This window comes from Odoribacter sp. AF15-53, from assembly GCF_003479425.1.
Classification (GTDB): domain Bacteria; phylum Bacteroidota; class Bacteroidia; order Bacteroidales; family Marinifilaceae; genus Butyricimonas.
The window spans coordinates 259,855-281,234 of sequence record NZ_QUHC01000005.1; the positions used below are offsets into that span (position 1 = coordinate 259,855).

The 21,380-nt window shown below is 45.3% G+C and carries 17 protein-coding genes and 1 tRNA gene; 12 read left to right on the top strand and 6 right to left on the bottom strand.

Features of this window, described 5'->3' with window-relative positions; all coding sequences use genetic code 11:
• Positions 1–148 precede the first annotated feature (148 nt).
• The 9 genes from DWW52_RS12625 to rpiB all read left to right on the top strand — a co-directional run bounded on the left by DWW52_RS12625 (position 149) and on the right by rpiB (position 10,586).
• Positions 149–1,606 (top strand): tetratricopeptide repeat protein, encoded by a 1,458-nt coding sequence (locus tag DWW52_RS12625; RefSeq protein WP_118715871.1) that lies wholly within the window; start codon positions 149–151, stop codon positions 1,604–1,606.
• A gap of 6 nt (positions 1,607–1,612) precedes the next feature.
• Positions 1,613–2,047 carry a nucleoside deaminase gene (locus DWW52_RS12630; protein ID WP_118715872.1) on the top strand — a complete coding sequence of 145 codons (435 nt, stop codon included), beginning with the start codon at positions 1,613–1,615 and terminating at the stop codon, positions 2,045–2,047.
• Positions 2,048–2,233: 186 nt separating this feature from the next.
• Positions 2,234–3,259, top strand: coding sequence for a Holliday junction branch migration DNA helicase RuvB (ruvB, locus tag DWW52_RS12635; protein ID WP_118715873.1), 1,026 nt, complete (start codon positions 2,234–2,236; stop codon positions 3,257–3,259).
• Between the two features lie 206 nt (positions 3,260–3,465).
• Positions 3,466–5,013 (top strand): sensor histidine kinase KdpD, encoded by a 1,548-nt coding sequence (locus tag DWW52_RS12640; protein ID WP_118715874.1) that lies wholly within the window; start codon positions 3,466–3,468, stop codon positions 5,011–5,013.
• 56 nt (positions 5,014–5,069) lie between these two features.
• Positions 5,070–5,759 carry a response regulator transcription factor gene (locus tag DWW52_RS12645; RefSeq protein WP_099290923.1) on the top strand — a complete coding sequence of 230 codons (690 nt, stop codon included), beginning with the start codon at positions 5,070–5,072 and terminating at the stop codon, positions 5,757–5,759.
• 289 nt (positions 5,760–6,048) lie between these two features.
• Positions 6,049–7,368 carry a TolC family protein gene (locus DWW52_RS12650; protein WP_118715875.1) on the top strand — a complete coding sequence of 440 codons (1,320 nt, stop codon included), beginning with the start codon at positions 6,049–6,051 and terminating at the stop codon, positions 7,366–7,368.
• An 11-nt stretch (positions 7,369–7,379) separates the two neighbouring features.
• Positions 7,380–8,414, top strand: coding sequence for an HlyD family secretion protein (locus DWW52_RS12655; RefSeq protein WP_118715876.1), 1,035 nt, complete (start codon positions 7,380–7,382; stop codon positions 8,412–8,414).
• A 4-nt stretch (positions 8,415–8,418) separates the two neighbouring features.
• On the top strand, positions 8,419–10,041 hold the full coding sequence (locus DWW52_RS12660; RefSeq protein WP_118715877.1) for a hypothetical protein: 1,623 nt from the start codon (positions 8,419–8,421) through the stop codon (positions 10,039–10,041).
• Between the two features lie 110 nt (positions 10,042–10,151).
• Positions 10,152–10,586, top strand: a complete 435-nt coding sequence (rpiB, locus tag DWW52_RS12665; protein ID WP_118715878.1) for a ribose 5-phosphate isomerase B — start codon at positions 10,152–10,154, stop codon at positions 10,584–10,586.
• A gap of 184 nt (positions 10,587–10,770) precedes the next feature.
• Here rpiB and DWW52_RS12670 read toward each other — a convergent pair whose 3' ends face one another.
• Positions 10,771–13,053 carry an NADP-dependent malic enzyme gene (locus DWW52_RS12670; protein ID WP_118715879.1) on the bottom strand — a complete coding sequence of 761 codons (2,283 nt, stop codon included), beginning with the start codon at positions 13,051–13,053 and terminating at the stop codon, positions 10,771–10,773.
• 150 nt (positions 13,054–13,203) lie between these two features.
• Between DWW52_RS12670 and DWW52_RS12675 the strand changes: the two genes are divergently transcribed.
• The gene (locus DWW52_RS12675) at positions 13,204–14,553 is read left to right on the top strand and encodes a TlpA disulfide reductase family protein (protein WP_118715880.1); all 1,350 of its coding nucleotides are present in this window, start codon (positions 13,204–13,206) and stop codon (positions 14,551–14,553) included.
• A 36-nt stretch (positions 14,554–14,589) separates the two neighbouring features.
• On the opposite strand, the gene mutL is transcribed toward DWW52_RS12675, so the two are convergent.
• The 5 genes from mutL to DWW52_RS12700 form a co-directional block, all read right to left on the bottom strand.
• Positions 14,590–16,455 carry a DNA mismatch repair endonuclease MutL gene (gene mutL / locus DWW52_RS12680; RefSeq protein WP_118715881.1) on the bottom strand — a complete coding sequence of 622 codons (1,866 nt, stop codon included), beginning with the start codon at positions 16,453–16,455 and terminating at the stop codon, positions 14,590–14,592.
• Between the two features lie 10 nt (positions 16,456–16,465).
• Complete coding sequence (locus DWW52_RS12685; protein WP_118715882.1) at positions 16,466–16,774, bottom strand: hypothetical protein; 309 nt, start codon at positions 16,772–16,774, stop codon at positions 16,466–16,468.
• A gap of 28 nt (positions 16,775–16,802) precedes the next feature.
• Positions 16,803–17,897 (bottom strand): lysylphosphatidylglycerol synthase transmembrane domain-containing protein, encoded by a 1,095-nt coding sequence (locus DWW52_RS12690; RefSeq protein ID WP_118715883.1) that lies wholly within the window; start codon positions 17,895–17,897, stop codon positions 16,803–16,805.
• A gap of 88 nt (positions 17,898–17,985) precedes the next feature.
• The gene (locus tag DWW52_RS12695; RefSeq protein ID WP_118715884.1) at positions 17,986–18,696 is read right to left on the bottom strand and encodes a hypothetical protein; all 711 of its coding nucleotides are present in this window, start codon (positions 18,694–18,696) and stop codon (positions 17,986–17,988) included.
• 557 nt (positions 18,697–19,253) lie between these two features.
• Positions 19,254–19,327, bottom strand: a tRNA-Ala gene (locus DWW52_RS12700).
• A 139-nt stretch (positions 19,328–19,466) separates the two neighbouring features.
• Between DWW52_RS12700 and DWW52_RS12705 the strand changes: the two genes are divergently transcribed.
• Together DWW52_RS12705 and DWW52_RS12710 are read left to right on the top strand one after the other, a co-directional pair.
• Positions 19,467–20,051, top strand: a complete 585-nt coding sequence (locus DWW52_RS12705; protein ID WP_233556896.1) for an RNA polymerase sigma factor — start codon at positions 19,467–19,469, stop codon at positions 20,049–20,051.
• Positions 20,052–20,168: 117 nt separating this feature from the next.
• The gene (locus tag DWW52_RS12710) at positions 20,169–21,323 is read left to right on the top strand and encodes a FecR family protein (protein WP_118715886.1); all 1,155 of its coding nucleotides are present in this window, start codon (positions 20,169–20,171) and stop codon (positions 21,321–21,323) included.
• Positions 21,324–21,380: the final 57 nt, after the last annotated feature.

The following is a 21,380-nucleotide window of genomic DNA, read 5'->3' on the forward strand; positions in this document are numbered from 1 at the left end:
TTTGCTCTATAAAAGTTCATGAACTTTATTTAAGGCCGGTTGGAAAAAATGTGAGTGAAAATTTGTATTTTTACCTTCTGTAAAGAAAGTGTGGTCGTGAGTGTAACGAAAATTGTATATCGGGTAGGCGGAGATGAAACTAGCAAAGATGAGACAAAATGTGATTGTGGCATGTTTGGGGGTAATGGTGTTGTTGCTGTTATCTTCGTGCCGGAGAGGTGAAAAGATGCGAACCGAAGAGTTGTGCAGAGAATTGGAAAGTTCTGTGATGCTGTCGCCTGTGTTTGATTCTTTGGTAAATGAGGCGATGCACTTACCCAAGTTTTTTCGTTCGAAAGTACTTTTGACGGCAGGAACCCGTTATTCGATGAAACGAGAACAGTTGTGCCGGGCAAAAGTGTATTTGCAGGAAGCCTTCCGGATTGCTCCGCGAGACTTGAAAAGGTCCGTGGCATTGGAATTGGCACGTCTGTACGGTTCGCTTGTTTTGCGGGATGACTGTACGGAAGAGGCCATTCGTTTTATGAGCACGGTACGGTCAAGAATTGTTTTTACTCGCGAAGACGAGGCCGAATTTTATTATTTGAAAGCCCGTTTTTTTAAATCTATCAATATGGAGCGGGCATTTACGGCGGTAGGTCAGGCGTTGTCATTATATAAAGGACTGTCGGACGTGAAAGGACAAATCGAGACGTATTGTCTGAAAGCCAGTCTTCACGGGGTTTTAGAGGAGTATGAAGAACAATATGCTTGCTACGAGGAGGCGTATCGTCTTTTGCGTAGATCCCGGACAAAGAATCAGGTGAAACCATTTTATGAGCAGATGGCCGCGAGTTTGAAAAAGTTAGGACGTCATGAAGAAGCTTTGCTGTGGTATGAAGAGGTGTTGAAAGAATTGCCGGATTCTAGCGGGTTCGGACGTTACGGGGTGCAGGTTTCCGAGGCATATTCGGGGTTGGGGTATCACGAGAAAGCACGGGATGTATTGAAATTGGGATTGAAGAACGAGACGAGGGGAGGGTTACGTAACGTGTTACTTTGTCGGATAGCGGATTCTTTTATGCGGGAGGGATTGCGAGACTCGGCTCTGGTGTATTTAAAGACAGCGATTGATTTTTACGAGGGATATGCCAAGGTGAATAACTTGAAAATACCGCGGGTGATGCTTGTGAACTATTTGAATTATGGGCGTTGTTTGTGGGAGGATGGTCAACGGGACTCGGCGATCGTTTATTTGAACGAGGCGGGCAACAAGAAAGCAGAATCACGTGAGAGTCAGTTGGCGCAGGCGCAGGTGCTGGAACAATTGTGCGAGTACTACGAGGAACAAGGAGATCGGCAAGCGTTTTGCGAGGTGTTCTATCGACGGGATTCGATCATGGAGGAGTACCAGTCGGTTTATGATGACGGTCGTTATCGTCGGGTGTTGGAAAGGTACAAGAATCAGAAACTTCTTCGGGAAATAGAGGAGATGAACCGGAAACAAGAGGAGACGAATTGGTGGTTGGTGTTGTCATTGATTATGACTGTGGGGGTGATCGCTTCGGTTTTGGTGTACACGTGGATTTCGTGGGGGAAATTGAAAGAGCATAATCATAAAAGGTAATATAGTATGGATAAACATGAAATGTTCATGCGAAAAGCGCTTGAAGAAGCCCGTGTGGCTTGGGAAGAGGGAGAGATTCCGGTCGGTGCCGTGGTGGTTTGTAAAGATCGGGTGATTGCCAGGGCTCATAATCAAACCGAACGATTGAATGACGTGACGGCGCATGCCGAGATGCTTGCGATTACATCGGCAACTTCTTTGTTGGGCGGGAAGTATTTGAATGATTGCACGCTTTATGTCACGCTTGAACCCTGCGTGATGTGTGGAGGTGCGCTCGCTTGGGCCCAGTTGGGAGAATTGGTATATGGTGCGGCTGACCCGCATCGGGGATATGCCCGGTTGTCACCTTCCGTGTTACATCCTAGGACAAACGTGGTTACCGGAGTATTGGCCGACGAGTGCGGTGAATTGGTGAAAGAGTTCTTCTCAAAGAAAAGATGAGAGAAATGCGGTGATTTCGTGATTCCCGATGAGGTGATTCCATCCGCGCTAGGCTAACGTTTTTAATAATCACTTGATCATTGAATCGGCAATCACTAAATCATTTCATTTTCAATTTTGCATTTTCAATTGCTTTGACGTACATTTACCATTCTAAATTAGCATTTAATAAAAACGGATTAGTACATGGGTAATTTTGATATAAGAACCGGAAATGTGCCAGATAGTGAGAAAGAACTGGAGAAGGCGTTGCGGCCATTGAGTTTTAGTGATTTCCGGGGACAAAAGAAGATCGTGGATAACCTGGAGGTTTTCGTGCAGGCCGCGAAAATGAGGGAAGAATCCCTTGATCATGTTTTGTTGCATGGTCCTCCGGGATTGGGAAAAACCACCTTGTCGGCGATTATTGCCAATGAGCTAGGTGTGGGAATAAAAATTACTTCCGGGCCGGTGTTGGATAAACCGGGGGATCTGGCCGGATTGTTGACTAATCTGGAGCCGAATGACGTGCTTTTTATTGACGAGATACATCGGTTGAGCCCGATCGTGGAGGAGTATCTTTACTCGGCCATGGAGGATTTCAAGATAGATATCATGATAGACAAGGGACCCGCGGCCCGTTCCGTGCAGATTCAATTGAGTCCTTTCACGCTGATCGGGGCGACCACGCGTAGCGGGTTGTTGACAGCACCGTTGAGAGCCCGGTTCGGTATAAACAGTCACCTGGAGTATTATGACCTCGACGTGTTGACGGGGATCGTGGAGCGCTCGGCGTCTATATTGAGAACAAAGATCACTAGTCAGGCATCCAAGGAGATTGCTTCGAGAAGTCGGGGGACGCCTCGTATCGCGAATGCGTTGTTACGCCGGGTGCGGGATTTCGCGATGGTGAAGGGGAATGGGGTGGTGGACCTGGAGATTACCACGTTTGCTCTTGAGGCGTTGAATATTGACAAGTTCGGTCTAGATGATATGGATAACAAGATTTTGTTGACGATTATCGATAAATTTAAAGGCGGTCCCGTCGGGTTGACCACGATCGCGACGGCAGTGAGTGAGGATCCGGGCACGTTGGAGGAGGTGTACGAGCCGTTTTTGATTAAAGAAGGCTTTTTAAAAAGAACGCCGAGAGGACGAGAAGTGACCGATTTAGCTTATAAACATCTTCGGAAGAATCGAAAAACTGATGATTGGCAAGCCTCGCTGTTTTGATGGATTAAGAGATGGCATGACGTCTAAGTGTTTGATTAAGTGATAAATTTATAAGTTTTATTAACGTTAAAATGTTAACTGAATGGCCCGTAAGCTTGATGGATTTTGAAAAAGTATAGAACACGAAAGAATCTCAGTGAGTTATATTTTTGTTAAATTGTATTAAGCGTGCTAATTGTTAAAATTGAATTGTTAAATTTGCGTGTATGAGAAAACAACAGATAATTATATTAGGAGTTGTGTTTGGTATATCCTTGCTGGGGTTGATTATACTCCAGGCCAGTTATTTCCAGACGGCTTACGAGGTAAAAAAAGAGCAATTTTTTTACTCTGTGAACCGGGCTATGGATGATATGGTCGATTATATTCGCAAGCAGGAGGAGGCGGGGAGACTTGTGGAGAATAAGAATCTGTTGTCGGCAAAAGAGAAGGGCATGGAGATTGATGCCCCGATGTACATTGACCCGAAACGGCAGGTTGCTTTGAAAAATGACCCCGAATTGATGTTGGGTAAGATGCTTTGCCTGGTGGATGATGAGGCGGAGGTGAAAGATGTGAGTGAATTTGTGGGAAGCAAGTTTAAGGAGGATAATCTGGCGACTTCGATTACCAAGTTGCAACAGGCGATGAAGGAGCGTACGGGTGAGAATTATAAGTTCGTGCCGGAGAGTAAAGAAGATAAGCATTTGATCGAGGGGCGGGTAGATTTGAATAATCTGTACGGCTTTATCGGAAATTCTTTGAAGGATGCAGGGATTCGTTCTCGTTTTGAATTCGGAATCAAGGAGAACGGGAAGTTTATTCTGACATCCAAGAATTTTTTGAATCACGTGGCGGATGATATTACGCTTAACCGGAAGATCTTCCCGGGTGAAGCTGGTAATTCTGCTGTTTTGTATTTGAAATTCCCGGATGCTTCTACTGATACCGCGGGATCGGCGTGGATGGTGTTGCCGGGATTGCTGATCACGATTGCTATCGTGTTCTGTGCCGTGTTCTGTCTGATCGTTATCGTTCGCCAGAAAAAATTATCGGTGATAAAAAATGACTTTATTAATAATATGACCCACGAGTTCAAGACTCCGATCGCCACGATTTCTTTGGCTTCGCAGATGTTGAAAGACGGGGCCGTGACGAATACGCCGGAGACCATAGACCGTGTGGCCACCATTATCCGGGACGAGAGCAAGCGTTTAACTTTTCAGGTGGAACGAGTGTTGCAGACGGCTTTATTTTCGGAGACGCGAATGAAACTTAAGCTAAAGAATATAAATATGAATCAGTTGATTGAAGATTTATTACCTAAATTTAGCTTACGTGTGGAAGATAAAGGCGGAAAATTCTCGGCTTATCTTGAGGCGGATCAAGATGAAGTGCTTGCAGATGAGGTGCATGTGACAAACGTGATTTCGAATCTGGTTGATAATGCTATAAAATATTGCGTGAAACCACCCGAAATTACGATTTATACTCGTAATAAAGATAAAGAAATTGTAATAAGTGTCATAGATAATGGCATAGGAATTGCTAAAAAAGATCAGAAGTTGATCTTTGAACGATTCTATCGTGTGTCTACGGGCAACCTGCATGATGTGAAGGGATTCGGCTTAGGACTGTCGTATGTGAAGAAAATCGTTGAGGCTCACGGTGGAAGGATTGACGTGGAAAGCTCCCTGGAGAAAGGTAGCTGTTTTGATATTGTTTTACCATTAACCGTAAAAAAGCAAAAAATAAAGAGAACCTTATTTTTCTAATTTCGTATATTTTTTCAGAGAATTTAAAAATGAGAATTATTTAAAACAACATAGCTATGGATGAGAAAATTAAAATTTTATTGGCAGAGGATGATACCAACTTGGGTATGCTTCTTAAAGAATATTTGAGAGCTAAAGGTTTCGAGACTATTTTATGTGAAGATGGAGAAATCGCGTATGAAACGTTTTTGAATGAACCGTTTGATATTTGCATTTTCGACGTGATGATGCCTAAAAAAGATGGTTTTACGCTCGCGAAAGAAGTAAGACAAATTAATAGTGAAATTCCAATTATTTTCTTGACTGCCAAGTCAATGAAAGAGGATGTGTTGGAAGGGTTCAAACTGGGGGCCGACGATTACATGAGCAAACCGTTCAGTATGGAAGAATTGTTGCTTCGTATCGAGGCCGTGTTGAGAAGATCAACCGGGTTGAAGCCGGAAGATGAACAAGAAATCTTCAAGATTGGTAAATTGACATTCAATTCTAAGAAACAAACCTTGTTTGACGGGGAAGAAGAACAAAAACTGACCACGAAAGAGTCAGAGTTACTTCGTTTGTTGTGCTTGAATGTGAATAAAGTATTAGAGAGAAATTACGCATTGAAGAATATCTGGGCTGATGACAATTACTTTAATGCCAGAAGCATGGATGTTTATATCACGAAGTTGCGTAAACATTTGAAGAAAGATCCGTCGGTGGAGATCATCAATGTTCACGGTAAGGGATATAAATTGATTCTTTGATCTCGTAATGAGATAAAATGAGCGCTTCCGGTAACGGGAGCGTTTATTTTTTTTGCAAAAATTGTTCTTTTCTCCGGTTCTGATTTTCTTCGATTTTTTGTATCTTTGCACCCGCAAAAATGAAAAATTTACTTTGATGTTACATAAAAGGTATCCTGATAATCACGTGTTTATTCCTTCTCGATTAACTTTTACCCATCTGTGGGGAGGTGAATGGAGAATACCTGGTAGTTGCATCTGATCTTTCCTATTTTTTTCATTTAATTCTATAATTCATTAATAAAAACGTATGAGCAAATTATTTTTGTTCATAGCGATGCTCTGTGTGTCGTTATGTACAGTGTGTGTGCATGCCCAGAATACGGGCAGGCGGGTTGTCACGATCGAGGAAATGTTTTCTATCGCTGATCGCAATGCGAAGGCATTGCGGCCGTATTCCACGATGATCGAGGAAGCAACCCAGAATGTGAAAATCGCTAAAAGTGCCCGTCTTCCTGATATGGACGTGTCAATTTCTGCCAGTTTTTTGGGTAACGGGATTTTGTTGGATCGTGATTTTTCGAATTCTACGAAGGCGCCCATGCCGCATTTCGGTAACAATTTTGCCTTGGAGGTATCCCAGGTGATATACGCGGGAGGAGTCGTGAATAGCGGGATAGAAATCGGCAAGTTGCAGGAAAAGATGGCGGGTCTTTCCCTTGAAAACGAACGGGATAAACTGCGTTTTATGTTGGTGGGTTATTACCTTGATCTATTTAAACAAAAGAATCTTCTTCGGGTTTACGAGCAGAATATCGAGCAGACTCGTCAGGTTCTCGCGGATATTCGAGCGAAGCATACGGAGGGAGTGGCTCTGGGAAATGATGTTACGAGGTATGAACTTCAACTTTCAAACCTGGAATTGGCTCGTACTCAAATCCGAAATTCCGTTGCAATTCTGAATAACAATTTGGTTACAATTTTAGGATTACCGGAAGAAACGTACGTGGAGCCGGACACGACGCTCGTATCCCGTTTTATGCCAATCAATGATGCCGAGCATTGGACCGGACGGGCTTTACGTCATTCGTTGCCATTGCAGCAGAGTTTTTTGACCGTGGAGATGAACAAGCAGCAGGAGCGGGTGACACGATCGGATTTGCTTCCCAAGGTTGCTTTTTTCGCGAGTAATCATTTCGATGGCCCGATCACGATAGAGGTTCCGCCCATAGATAAGAATTTCAATTACTGGTACGTGGGTGTGGGAATAAAGTATAACATCGCGTCGCTTTACAAGTCGAACAAATCGTTAAAACATAGTCGGCTGACAACTCGCCGGGCATTGCAGCAATACGACGATACGAAAGAACAGACGGAACTTGCCGTGAAGGCAGATTATATCAGGTACACGGAAGCGCACGAGCAGCTTAACGCGCAAATTAAGAATGTCGAGTTGGCCAATCAAAATTACACGATTGTAAATAACCGGTACAAGAATGATATGGCGCTTATTACAGACATGCTTGATGCGAGTGCTGCCAAATTATCGGCAGAACAGCAGTTGGTGAATGCCCGCATCAATATCATTTTCCATTATTATAAACTTCTCTATGTATCAGGAACACTTTAAAATACACTATTATGAATAGAAGAACTAGAAGAATCATTTCGAACACGATTGTTGTCATTGTCATACTGATTGCGTTTGTCGGGGTGTGCTCCCGTTTCTTTCATTTCGGGACGGTCGAATACACGGATAATGCGCAAGTGCGTCAGCATATCGTGCCTGTAAATAGCCGAGTACAGGGTTTTATCAAGAAAGTTTATTTCGATGAATACCAGCAGGTCCGTAAGGGGGATACGCTGGCATTAATCGAGGATGCCGAGTTTGTTCTCCGGTTGGCTCAGGCAGAAGCCGACTATCAGAATGCTATTTCGGGAAAGCATGTCGTTTCTACCGGGGTGAGCACGACCCAGAACAATGTTGCCGTTTCGGATGCAAGTCTTCAGGAGGCGAAGATCTTGTTGGATAACGCGGAACGTGATTACAAGAGATTTAAGAATCTTTTGGGACAGGATGCGGTAACCCGCCAGCAATATGACAAAATGGAAACCGCCTACCTGGCGGCAAAGGCGAGGTTCGAGTTGCTTTCCCGGCAGAAAAAGTCCGCTTCGCTGGTTACTTTGGAACAAACCCGGCGTCTGGAGCAAACCGAAGCGGGCATAAAACTTGCCGAGGCGGCTCTTGCCCTTGCCCGGTTGAATCTTTCGTACACGGTGATTATTGCCCCGTGTGACGGAATTACCGGACGGAAGAATATTCAGGAGGGGCAACTCGTGCAACCCGGGCAAACGTTATTGAACGTGATTGACGAGAATGACAAATGGATCGTGGCTAATTATAAGGAGACGCAGACGCTTCATATTGTCCCGGATCACGCTGTCGATATTCAGGTTGATGCCTTGCCCGATGTCACCTTCAAAGGGGTTGTGCGTTCTGTATCCCAAGCCACGGGGGCTTCTCTCTCACTTTTGCCGCAGGATAATTCGGCAGGGAATTTTGTCAAGGTGGAACAACGTATACCCGTGAAAATTGAATTTACGGAAGAGAACGATCCCCAAGCACTTCGTCGTCTTCGTGCCGGGATGAATGTTCAATGTTTTGTAAATTATTGATGATATGGATGATCATAATAAGTTTTCGTTAGCTTTCATGCGTGATTTCGTCCCGGAAAAACTTCGTCCCTGGATTATAATTCTTATCGCCGTTGTTTTCCAATTTTCAGGCGGCGTGTATCTGGCGGCAGTTAGCGAGATGGGGGGAGCGCTTGCCTTGAAACAGGAAGATATCATGATGGCCGGTTACGCCTCCATGGTAAGTATGGCTCTCTCTTTTGCCATCCTGTTCAGGCTTAAATTCCGCTTCCCGCCGCGCACGTCGTTATCGGTTTGTGCGGTTGTTATCGTCCTTGCTAATTTGATTTGCCTGAATACCGGGAACGTGGTGGTGTTGGTCGGCGTGAGTTTTATCGCGGGATTTTTCCGTATGTGGGGGACGTTTGAATGTAATTCGTCTCTACAGCTTTGGATTACACCCAAGCGGGATTTGTCGATATTCTTCTGTTACATTTTTCTCATGGTAAATGCCTGTATTCAGCTTTCCGGGCTGACGACCGTGCATATCGCCACGTGGATTAACTGGCAGTACATGCATTGGTTCGTTATCGCGCTACTGCTTGGTGTGCTTGTTTTCGTGCTGATAGGGTTTCGTGACGATCGTTTGATGAAATATTTGCCTCTTTACGGGATTGATTGGCTCGGTGGGGCTCTCTGGGGGATAACCGTGTTGGCGATCGTGTTCGTGGGCGTGTATGGCGAGCATTATGATTGGTTTTCCTCTCCCCATATCCGGATGGCTTCGTTTATAGCGGTGGTTTCTCTTTTGCTTAATATATCAAGGGCGTTAGTCATCCGGCATCCTTATCTTGACTTGTCGATTTGGACGTATCGGCCGATGTGGTTGACGTTCGTGCTTTATATTGTCATTGATTTCCTGTTGGCTCCCCAGCACGTGTTGGAGCATATTTACATGGAGGGGATTCTGAAATACGATGCCCTGCATTTGATTTCGTTGAATTGGATTGTGTTGCTAGGGATCGTTGCCGGGGCTATTTTCACGTATTATACTTTTGCTCTCCGTAAATGGGGATATAAGCGGATGTTGGTTTTTGCCATGTCGTGTGTTACCGCTTATCTGCTTGTGTTTTATTTTCATCTGGATTATAATCTTCCCAAAGAAGCGTTGTATTTGCCTGTTTTCTTGCGAGGTATGGGATATGTGGTCGTGGCGATCTGTTTCCTGACGGCTCTGTCGGGAAGTGTGCCTTTTCGTATTTTCTTTCACGCGGTTACCACTCAAACGCTTGTAAGTGCAACTTTGGGTGGCGTGATCGGTAACGCGCTTTTGGGACGGATATTGAATGTCGTGGTGACAAAAAATACGATGTTGTTGAGTGGCGAGCTTGATGACGTGCATGCTGCGGCCGCGGGAATCCCTTTACCCCAGTTGTATGGCATCGTGCGGCAACAGGCAATGATGGTTTCTATGAAGGAGATTTTTGGTTGGTTGGTCTTGCTGGCACTGTTTTGTCTGTTGATATTTATATTGAAGGAAAGTAGTTTGCGGATGGGGAATATCATTCATCCCAAGTTCAGCACGATTCGTCGTTTGATTAAACATGAACTTCGAATTGACCGGATATTTGCCGCGAGACGTTTGCCGCTGGAGGGGCGTAAATTGTGATTACTAGTGATAATTTCTGTCGGAATGACCCTCGTAATAGACAATTGTATTACCTTTGTATGTAGAAATGTATAACTAATGCTGTTTGGACAGCTATAATTTTTATAAAGATGAAAATAGCGATAGCATGTGACCATGCCGGTTACGAGTATAAGGAACGATTAGTGAAATATCTTCGTGAAAAAGGTCATGAGGTAAAAGATTTCGGAGCATTTTCTGCCGAGAGTATGGATTATCCGGATACGGCTCATCCGATGGCTTCTGCCGTTGAATCGGGAGAGTACGAGAAAGGAATTGCTATTTGCGGGAGTGGTAACGGTATTTCAATGACAGCCAACAAACACCAGGGAATACGTTGTGCTTTATGCTGGAATATGGAGATTGCCGCTTTAGCTCGTCAACACAATAATGCTAATGTGGTCGGTCTGCCCGCCCGCTTCATTGCTTACGAAGAGGCTCAGAATATTGTGGATACATTCTTGGCCACGGATTTCGAGGGAGGGCGTCACCAGAGAAGGATTGATAAAATTCCGGTGAGGGAATAAAAACTCTTGGGTTTATAAAGTTTGTAAAGTTTGTAAGGTTCATAAAGTTTATAAAGTTATAAGATTACGGGTGTCCTTCGGACAAAGTTAACGGCAGCTTCTGCTGCCGTATACAAAGCGCCCCGCGGGGGTCCACAAACTTTATAAACCTTATGAACCTTATAAACTTTATAAACTCGAATCGTCAGATTCGACACATATCCACCGGCATCTCCTTTTGTGCATCCGTCACGGCTAGGGTGGTCATGTAAACGATATCTCTCACACTACATCCCATTTGTAATATATGTACGGGTTTGTTCAATCCTAACAGGACGGGACCGATGATTTCGTTGTTTCCGAGTTCTTGCAACACGCCCAAAGCGATACTTCCGGAACTGAGGTTCGGGAAGATGATCGTGTTTACATCCTTGTTTGCCAACGGGGAGAAAGGAAAACGGGCTTGTCTCAGTTCCGTGTTGAAGGCAATAGAAGCGGACATTTCACCGTCAACCAAGATTTCAGGATATTTGCGATGTAATGTATCCACGGCTTCCTGTATTTGTGCCGGGCTTCCCAGACGGTATTCCCCGAAATTGGAGTATGATGTCAGGGCGACAACGGGTTCAACATTGAATTGTTTCACGGCTTCATAGGTTAAAACGGTCACGCATTCGAGCGTGTCGGCTGACGGGTGGCTGTTGACGGTCGTGTCGGCCAGGAAATATGTTCCCTTTTTGTTAGTCACGATGTGCATTCCCACGGCGTATTTGCAACAAGCTCTCAGGCCGATAATATCCTTGGCAGCCCGGAGAACGTCGTGGTAATTGGAGTGTATGCCGGAAATAAACCCGTCGGCATCCCCGGATTCTACCATCATTAGCCCGATGAAGTTCGGGTTTTTCATTAACTCTTTGGCTTGTTCCAGAATAATCCCCTTACGCTGTCTTTTCTCGTAATAAGCTTGGGTGTATTGATTGATCTTCTTCGCCTCTTTAGCCGGGTCGAAAATGGTGAGTTCGGGTAGTTCCAGTTTATATTGCTTTTGAAGGGCTTCGATCTCTTTTTTCGTACCGATGAGTATGGGATGAGCGATTTGTTCCGAAAGAATTTCCTGTACGGCCATCAGCGTTTTTATGTCTGCCCCTTCTGCGAACACGATCCGTTTGGGATTGGTTTTCGCCTTCCGGGTCATGCGACGCATCAGTCTTTCATCCTGTCCCATCCTCTTTTCCAGTTGGTCGCGATAGGCATCCCAATCCTCGATGTCTTTACGGGCAACACCTGATTCCATGGCAGCCTTGGCAACAGCCGGGGCGATACGGCTGATCAAGCGGGTGTCCAATGGTTTCGGGATAATATAATCCCGCCCGAAGGCAAGTGACGGGTCATTGTAGGCCATCTTCACGTTTTCCGGCACGGGTTCTTTCGTGAGTTCGGCCAGCGCGTAAGTGGCGGCCAGTTTCATTTCTTCGTTAATCCCCCGTGCCTGAACATCCAGTGCTCCGCGGAAAATGTACGGGAATCCGAGAACGTTGTTGATCTGGTTGGGATAGTCGGAGCGTCCGGTAGCGAAAATGATATCCGGGCGGCTATGTATGGCCTTGTCATAACCGATTTCCGGGTTCGGGTTGGCCAGCGCGAACACGATTGGGTCTTTTGCCATGCTTTGAATCATTTCCTCGGTTAGAATGTCGGCAACGGAAAGTCCCAGGAACATATCGGCTCCCACGAGTGCTTCAGGTAATGTGCGTGCGGATGTCTCAACGGCAAATTCCTCTTTCTCTGCGTTGAGTCCGGCTCTTCCCGTGTAGATCACGCCTTTGCTGTCACACATAAGCATGTTTTCTTTCTTCACGCCTAGAGCTTTGTAAAGGCGGGCGCAGGAAATGGCGGCGGCCCCGGCCCCGTTAACAACGACACGGATCGAATCAATCTTTTTCCCGTTGATTTCGAGGGCGTTCAATAGTCCGGCTGCCGAGATAATAGCCGTCCCGTGCTGGTCGTCGTGCATCACGGGGATATCCAGTTCCTCTTTCAGACGACGTTCAATTTCAAAACATTCCGGGGCCTTGATGTCTTCCAGGTTTATTCCCCCGAAAGTTGGTGCGATCATCTTGATCGTTTCGATGAATTTATCCACGTTTTTCGTGTCCACCTCGATGTCGAAAACATCAATATCGGCGAAAATCTTGAAAAGTAATCCTTTTCCTTCCATGACCGGTTTCCCGGATAATGCCCCGATGTCGCCGAGTCCGAGCACGGCTGTCCCGTTCGAGATCACGGCAACCAGGTTACTTTTGGCCGTGTATTTGTAAGCGTCTGTCTGATTCTTCTGAATTTCCAGACAGGGTTCGGCAACTCCCGGCGAGTAGGCTAACGAGAGGTCATATTGTGTGCTATGTGGTTTTGTCGGAACGACTTCGATCTTTCCGGGGCGTCCCATAGCGTGATAATGCAAGGCTTGTTTTTTGTCCATGTTGTTCATTTTCTTGATCGTTTTAAAGGATTGTAAATCTATTTAGACTTGATTTAAATAACAAGGTGTCTAACGTTAAGAAAATGTTAAAGTTTAAATATTAACGCAGGTTAAAAGAAGTTATGATTATTTTAGCAAATTGGAAAAAAGGTGCGCTATATGATGGGAAAATTTGGAGGCATAATATTGATTCTAATATTATTGATGTGGTGTTGTGATACCCGTAGAACTGTTGTGGAATTTAATCTTGTCGGGGCTTCCGGGGATAAACCGGAGTTGACGGTTAACGGGGTAGAACGGAATATTGACGTGAACGAGGCGGGGTATGCCAAAGTTACCTTGGAACAGGGCGAGCATGGATACGGGACGTTAAAATACGGGAAAGATCGTATCCCTTTGTTTATCGAAGAAGGAAATGACTTGAATATATTTATATACGGGGATAATGCCAGGGGAAATGTCCGTTTCGAGGGGAACGGGGCGCCCAAAAACAGGTATCTGAATAGCCAGATTATGAAAAATCTCTCTTTTGATTACGAATTGGACGGTACAGAATTTCTGGAGCAATTGAGAGGACAGATTCAGGAACGGGTTCATTTCCTGGATACCATGGGCTTTGATGCCGCGTTCACGGAAATGGAACGGAACCGGATCAAGTATTCCACTTACAGGGCACTGGAGAATTACCCGTTGTATCACGCGTGGAGTACGGGAAATAAAGATTACCAGCCGGACACGGTTTACCTGTCGTGCATCAAGAATTTGATCAAGGAAGATGAAAAATTGTTAGTTCTCAAAGAATATCAAGAGGGCATGGCTTCGTTGGTATCATTAATTAGCACGTACCATTTGCAGGAATTCGATGCTTACAAGCAATTGATTGCGCAATTGGATTACGTCGCGAATCATTTGACAAACCGGACGTTGAGGGAGTTCCTGGTCGATCGTTACATCTACTCTTATTTGCTTGGTGCGGGAATTGACGAGCACACGGATGATATATTGAAAATTTATGATCTTCACGTGAAAGATCCCGCGTTGCGTAAGCGTTTTCAGGAGTGTTACGATCGTTGCATGAAGATTGTACCCGGTAAGCCGGCTTATAATTTCATGTTTACCGATATTGCCGGACAGGCGGTTAAACTGGAGGATTTCCGGGGGAAATATCTTTTTATCAACGTGTGGACCACGTGGGGCGTACCTTGTCGTTATGAGAATATCGCGTGGGAAAAACTGGAAAAACAGTTTGCCGATGATAACATTGTTTTCGTGGCTGTTTCTTGTGATAACGATCGGGCCGTCTGGGAAAAGCGAGTTCGGGAGAATCCCAAGGGAGAGGTGCAGTTGTACATGGGGAGTGATCGTTCTTTCATGGATTTTTATATGATCCGGGGTATCCCCCGGTTTATACTGATCGCCCCGGATGGGCGTATTATCAACTCGGATATGTCCCGTCCGTCAAGTCCCGAAACGGTTAAAATCTTGCGGGAGTATCTGAAAGAAAATTGAATCTTACTTGAAAATTGTTTTTAACTTGATCCGGGGTTATTTGAACCATTGGGTTACATCCTCGTTTTTAAGAATGTGGATAATCGTTTTGCCGTCTGCCGTGTAGTTCGGGTGTTTGCAAGCGAATAAATTGTCGAATAAATCACTCATTTCCTGTTTATCCAAGGAGGTGTTATAATCCAACGATGCTGCTTTTGCCAGCGAGAGGGCGATACGTTCCCTCATTTTGTCCCGAATGGAACCTTCCGTGTTTTTGTAATGCTCTATAAGGCTTATCAATACTTCTTTTCCCCTGGAGGTTGACAGGTCGGAAGGGGTGGCGTACACGGCATAGCAATTTTTGCCGAATTCTCCCAGTTCAAAACCCAGCATGGCCAGATCGTTCATGATTTCTTTGACAAGCATGAAATCCTCTGCCGAGAGTTCCAGCGTTTCGGGGAAGAGGCTTTTCTGACCGCTGATCTGTTGATGTGAGAGTGTTTCGAGGTAGCGCTCAAACAGCACCCGCTCGTGTGCCCGTTTTTGGTCTATAAACATGAGGCCGGAATGAACGGGGGTTACGATAAACCGACCTTTCATCTGCACGAAAGAGATAATTCCCTCGTGATCTTCTTGTTTTTCGGCCATTTCAGGAATTTCCGTTTGTACTTCTTCGGGCTTATCTTCCAAGCCTGCGAAAAGGACATCCCAGTTGGCGGGAACCTGTTCTTTGTGTCGGGGTTCCGAGTGCCTGTGAATGCTATTGTCTCTTGATTGCTCGAAATCGGAATCTTCTTTCGAGATCGAAGAGGAGTAGTTAAACGGATTGTAGTGAGGGTTGTAGCTCACTTTCGGGACTTTCGGAAGGATCGGGGTCTCCGGTAGCGTGAAATCGACTTTGTCTTCCGTGTCGAAATCTATCGTCGGCGTCACGTTGAATTTACCCAAGGCTTCTTTCACGCTGGCCAGTATGATTTGGAAAATAGCGCTTTCGTCCTGGAATTTGATCTCCGTTTTCGTCGGGTGGATATTGACATCTATGATTGCCGGGTCTACCGTGAAATACAGGAAATACGAGGGAATCATGTCTGCACTGATTAATCCCGCGTATGCTTCCGTCACGGCTTTATGGAAAAAATTGTGTTTCATGAACCGGTTGTTCACGAAAAAATATTGTTCCCCGTAAGTCTTGCGGGCATGTTGCGGGATACACACGAAACCGTTGATCGTGACAATCCCGGTCTCGCAGTTCACGGGAAGTAGTTTGGTGTTAATCGTTTTGCCGAAAGCATTCACGATTCGTTGGCGTAGCCCGGAGGCCGGTAAATTGTATATCTCGTTCCCGTTATTTGTCAACGTGAACGCTATTTCCGGGGTGGTAAGGGCCACGCGCAGGAATTCCGTGGTGATATTACGGAGTTCGGTGGTGTCCGATTTCAAGAATTTCCGCCGGGCGGGAATCGTGTAAAACAGGTTCTTGACCATCATGTTTGTTCCCCGGGAACAGTTGATATTCTCTTGGTTTTTCAACTCGGAATCAGCCACGAACAGGTAAGTTCCCAACTCGTCTTCCTCCCGCTTCGTGCGTAGTTCCACTTCCGCCACGGAAGCGATGGAAGCCAGTGCTTCTCCGCGAAATCCCATGGTACGGATATTGAATAAATCTTGTGCGCTGGATATTTTGGATGTGGCATGTCGTTCAAAAGCCATGCGGGAGTCTCTTGGGGACATTCCTTTCCCGTCATCAATGACTTGAATGAATCCTTTCCCCGCGTTTTTCAGGATTACCTGTACTTTCGTCGCGCCTGCATCAATGGCATTTTCCATTAATTCTTTCACGACAGAAGCCGGGCGTTGCACTACCTCTCCTGCCGCGATCTGGTTTGCTACCGAGTCGGGTAATAATTGAATAACGTCTGCCATACCGGGTTCCTTAGAAGAATTTCATGATAACCTCCAACTTGTAAGCTACCAGGTAGAAGGCTGCTAATAACAAAATGATGAGAATCATGAAAAGACGCGTAGAGTAACCCAACCGTAGCCCGGTGCGTTCTCCTTTACGTTTCGCGTATTCTCTTTGTAATCCGGCCCTGACATCGGGAATGTATTCATCCCCGTCTTCCTTCAAGCCTAGCTCGGCACGGATGCGTTTCTCCCGTTCTTTTCTGGCCTCAGCCTCCGGGTCCCAGTAGCGGGGCTTCAGGTCAAAACGGCGGTATTCCGGTTGTTTAAATAGTCCCATGATCTCTAATCGTTAATGTGTTAAATTTTTAACTGTTCACTTTCGTCTTCTTCGATGTCTTGCCGAAGCTTCGGGCAATCCATTTCGGAACGATAAATGCCCCGATAAACAGGTAGGGATAGTAGCTGATGAGCCTCCACAAAATGGCCATCGCTATGGCTACCCCGGCACTCGGAAGGAATTCCCCGAGGTACTTGGAGAAGACGAATTCCGCGAAGCCGCTACCACCTGGTGTCGGGCTTACCAGCATCATGATCCACATGACGAGTTGTCGTGCAAAGATAAGAAAATGTTGCGCCCAATCATAGCGTCCGAACCAAAAAGCCACGAGAATAGCATTCACCACCCAGTAACGCGCTGTCCACGAGAAGAAGGTTGCCCCGAATGTTTTTAACCAGAACACGAATGGCATGCTTTTTAATTCATGGGAATTCCGGATAATGTCGGTTCCCGCCTCGTTGGCATCATGACGCCATTTCCGCAGAAGTCTCCACTTGAATAATTTCATGATTAACCATTTGAGTCCCCGCGGATTTTTGAAGAGTCCGTAGCTTAATATGATGAGATAGACTAATTTCACGCAATACCCGATGATGGCGACAAGGATCAGCCCGTCGGCCACGGCTTTCGTGGTGTCGGGCATATTCCAAAGTGCTTGGTGGTTGACAAACAGGAGGATGAGAGGGAACATGATAATGAAATACAATTCATCCAGAAAGGAGGTCGCCATGACCATGGCCGAGCTTTTTCCCACCCCGATGCCTTCTTTATGCACGAAAAGGATCGCCAGGCTGGTTCCCCCGATGGCGGAAGGGGTGACTGCCGACGTGAATTCCCACAGGAAAATGATTCGTATGGATTGAATCCAGGTCAGTTTGTCGCCGGAAAGCACTTTGATCCGGACGATATACCCGAAATCGCGAATGGCCATGCACAGGACGGCAACGAATAACCAGAACACGGTATTCCACGTGAAGGTAATCATGTCAAATGCTTTTGGGTCGAATTCCTTGTATAGCATGTAAGAGACCACTGCAAGCCCGATAATGATGGGATATATGATTTTGTACGGGCGAATCTTTTTTGTCAGATTTTGGTTCTCTTCTTTGCGCTCCTGTTCCATAAAATCCAGTTTTTGTTCGTGGCTAATTTACGAAAAAAAGGGTAACGAGTTGTATCCGTTGCCCTTTTTTTCAGTGAGCGAGAGTCTTTCACGCCTTGATTTGTATTTCATGGCGGGAGAGGTCTTCGCTGTACCGCTTGTTTACGGCCCGGTGTATAAAATACATGTAGGGTAATCCCAGGTTGGTTTCAAGGAGTGAGTTGACCACGATGGTCATGAAACTCGGGTTACGTATTCCGGTTATCAGAAGCACGAATTCCCAGGCAAACTGCACGAGTATCCCGATCGCGAGTATCCACGGGATGTTGATCTTCTTGGCCGGATCTGTTGTTCTGATGTTGTGAATACAAAGTATGGCGTATCCCACGAAAAGGATGAGGGCCATGATCCCGTGATAGGCTCCCGTTCCTCTTGAAATGGATATCGTGTCGAATCCGGTTCCGAAAGTTTGACTGAGCAACGAGGTCGTGAACCAGGAGGCGATGATGAGTATGGACCACTCCAGTGCCCGCTTGTCGCGATCGAGCCAAAGCCATATCCACACGAAGTTGGTAAAACCGTAACTCATACTCAGCCACAGGAGGAACCAGAACGGGTTGGCTCCCTCGACGCTTCTTGTACCCAAGAACTGGTAAAAGTAGCCGTAATCCACGATGAAATACAGTACTCCAGCCAATAGTCCGACAAGGATAGCGAGGTATCTTTTCGTGTAAATCAGGGTTGCCCCAAGGAAAAGCAAGAATGCGACATCCAGGTACATGTAGAGCGTGTTCATGGTGCGTGCTGCGATAACTTCCATAATGTTGTGTTTTAAGGTTAGATGAGTTTAGTTGCAACATATTTTATGCCAAATTTTGCAATTTTTATAAAAGAAGAGAGTTATTTCCAGGGATGTCTACGGGTGGGTTTGATTTGCTTTAAAGCATGGGTAAATAAATAGTTAGTCTTGTATGTCTTCGTTATCTTTTCGTTATAGTATCCTTAAAGTTTCCTATATAGCAACGAAGAGATATCGAAAAGATAACGAAGAGATAAGGAAGAGATGTAAGCGTTGGTATAGTTTTGGTAAGGGCTTGTTTGGGGGGGAAGGAATGCTTTTCTCGGATGATGGAGCTTGATATGAAATTGTTGGCGGCGGATATAGAAGAAATAAAATTACGTATGGTCGATGCACCTATTATATCAAGAGAGGATAAGATCTAATTCGGGATTGTTCAGAATTAATCTTTTCACGTTTATATTGTATTAATGAATTCTTTAACTCGAAAGAGATAAGAATGGTCTCTGAGGTTCAATTGGAAAATCCGTAACTGAATTAAAAAATCCGCTTAAAATACTGGTTTTAAGCGGATTGCGTGGAGAATATCGGAATCGAACCGACGACCTTTTGAATGCCATTCAAACGCTCTAGCCAACTGAGCTAATTCCCCGTTTGCGGGTACAAATATATATAAATAATTCAAATGTGAAAAATGTGGGCGATATTTTGTTGTTGTTCTTTTTTATATACATTTGCTGATATAAAATGTGTAAATGTTCCTGTGTAGGATCAATAATGATATATTGGTGATGTTATTTACTGCGAAGGGGGATGAAAATATTATTTTTGAGCGGATGCAAAAAGGGGATTCGGATGCGTTTGAATATTTTTTTAAAACGTATATTGATTCTTTGTATGCCTATGCTCTAGGTTTTTGCCAGGATGTCGAGTTTGCCGAAGATGTGGTGCAGGAGGTTTTCGTGCGTTTTTGGACGATGAGGGAAAAGATTTCGTACTCGGATTCAATTTACGGTTATTTGCAGCGATCCGTGAGGAATATTTGTATTAATCAACAGGTGCATGCCAAAGTAGAAGAAAAGTATCGGCAGGAAATTTTGAGCACGGAGGAAGAGGTTTTCGATTGGGAGAATCTTGATGAGTTGGAGGAGTTGCGACGTCAATTGCTGGAGGCCATTGACCGGTTGCCGGAGAAGTGCCGGGAGATTTTTGTTTTGAGTTGCGTGGAGGGGTTGAAATATGCGGAGGTGTGTGATAAACTGGGAGTTTCTATCAACACGGTCAAGACGCAAGTTCGGTTTGCGTATAAAAAATTGCGGGATGATTTGAATGTTCCTGTAAAAATAATAATTCTTCTTATTGCTTTATTGCATTGAAATACAGTTGTTTGTTTCTGTTTGGAAACGGGCTGTTAAATTATTTCTCAAAAAAAATAAATTTTCTTTTCACTCGTTTTTATCTTCATCTTGTTATAAAGATGTAAAGCGATAGAAATGGAAAACGAGAGAGAAAATAGTATAGATGGTCTAATCCGGCGTTTCTTGTTAAAGGGGGAAGAGGTGGATATGAAAGCCTTACGGGAAGAACTGAAGGGTGAAGATCGGGATGCGGTGAAAAGACGATTACTTCGGTTGAGGAAGATGGGTTTGCAACCGGATCGAATGAAGATTTGGAGGGAAGTTCAGGATGAACTGGCTAGAAGGTCCACGCGGCAACGGGTGTTGCGTTACGTGAGATACGCGGCTGTTTTTCTTTTACCCTTGTTGCTGGCTTGCATCTTGTTGATGCGGCAGGAGAGGAATGTTCCTGCTTTGGTGGTGGAGGCTGGCAGGCCGGACACGACGATTGTCCGGAAGGTGTTTTTGTTACTGGAAGGGGGAAAACGGATCGAGTTGTCCACTTTGGCGAAAGATTCGATTCATGGGAAGGATGGGAAGTTGTTGGCCATTGATACCTCGGGTACATTGATATGTAACGCAGAAGAAACGGCAAATGCGGAGGTTTCTTATCAAACGGTGATCGTTCCCAGGGGCGGGGAATATAACTTGGTGTTGAGTGACGGGACGCGGGTTCGGCTGAACGCCGATTCCGAATTACGTTTCCCTTCGCCGTTCACGGGAAAGGAGCGGATGGTATATTTGAAAGGAGAGGGATATTTCGAGGTTCAGCGGGATTCGACGGCTCCTTTCCGGGTGGTTGCTAATGATGCGATCGTGGAGGTGCTGGGTACGAAATTTAATATAAGTGCTTACCCGGGGAATGATAAGTCGTTCACGACTCTGGTAAGTGGCAGCGTGAAAGTGGGGGCATACCTGGGTGATGAATCTGTTGTTTTGAAGCCTGACGAGCAGGCGATTCTCTCGCACGGGGAAGTGCAAGTAAAGAAAGTGAATGCGGAAGATTATGTCTCTTGGGTAAACGGGCGTTTTTATTTCGAGAAAATGCCATTGGAAGAGATTTTGGTGCAATTGGAGCGTTGGTATGATTTGCAGGTGTTCTGGGCGAGCGAGGAGTTGAAGGTCTACGAGTTCACGGGGGCAGTGTGGAGGGATAATACTATTCGCCAGACTTTGGATATGATTGAGAAAACGACGGACGTTCGCTTTACCGTCTCCGGCCGGACGGTAATGGTGAATGCCTCACTATAAAAAACGGCATCTGTTAGCGCAGATACCGTCTTGTTCTGTAAACTAATCCGAAGTAGG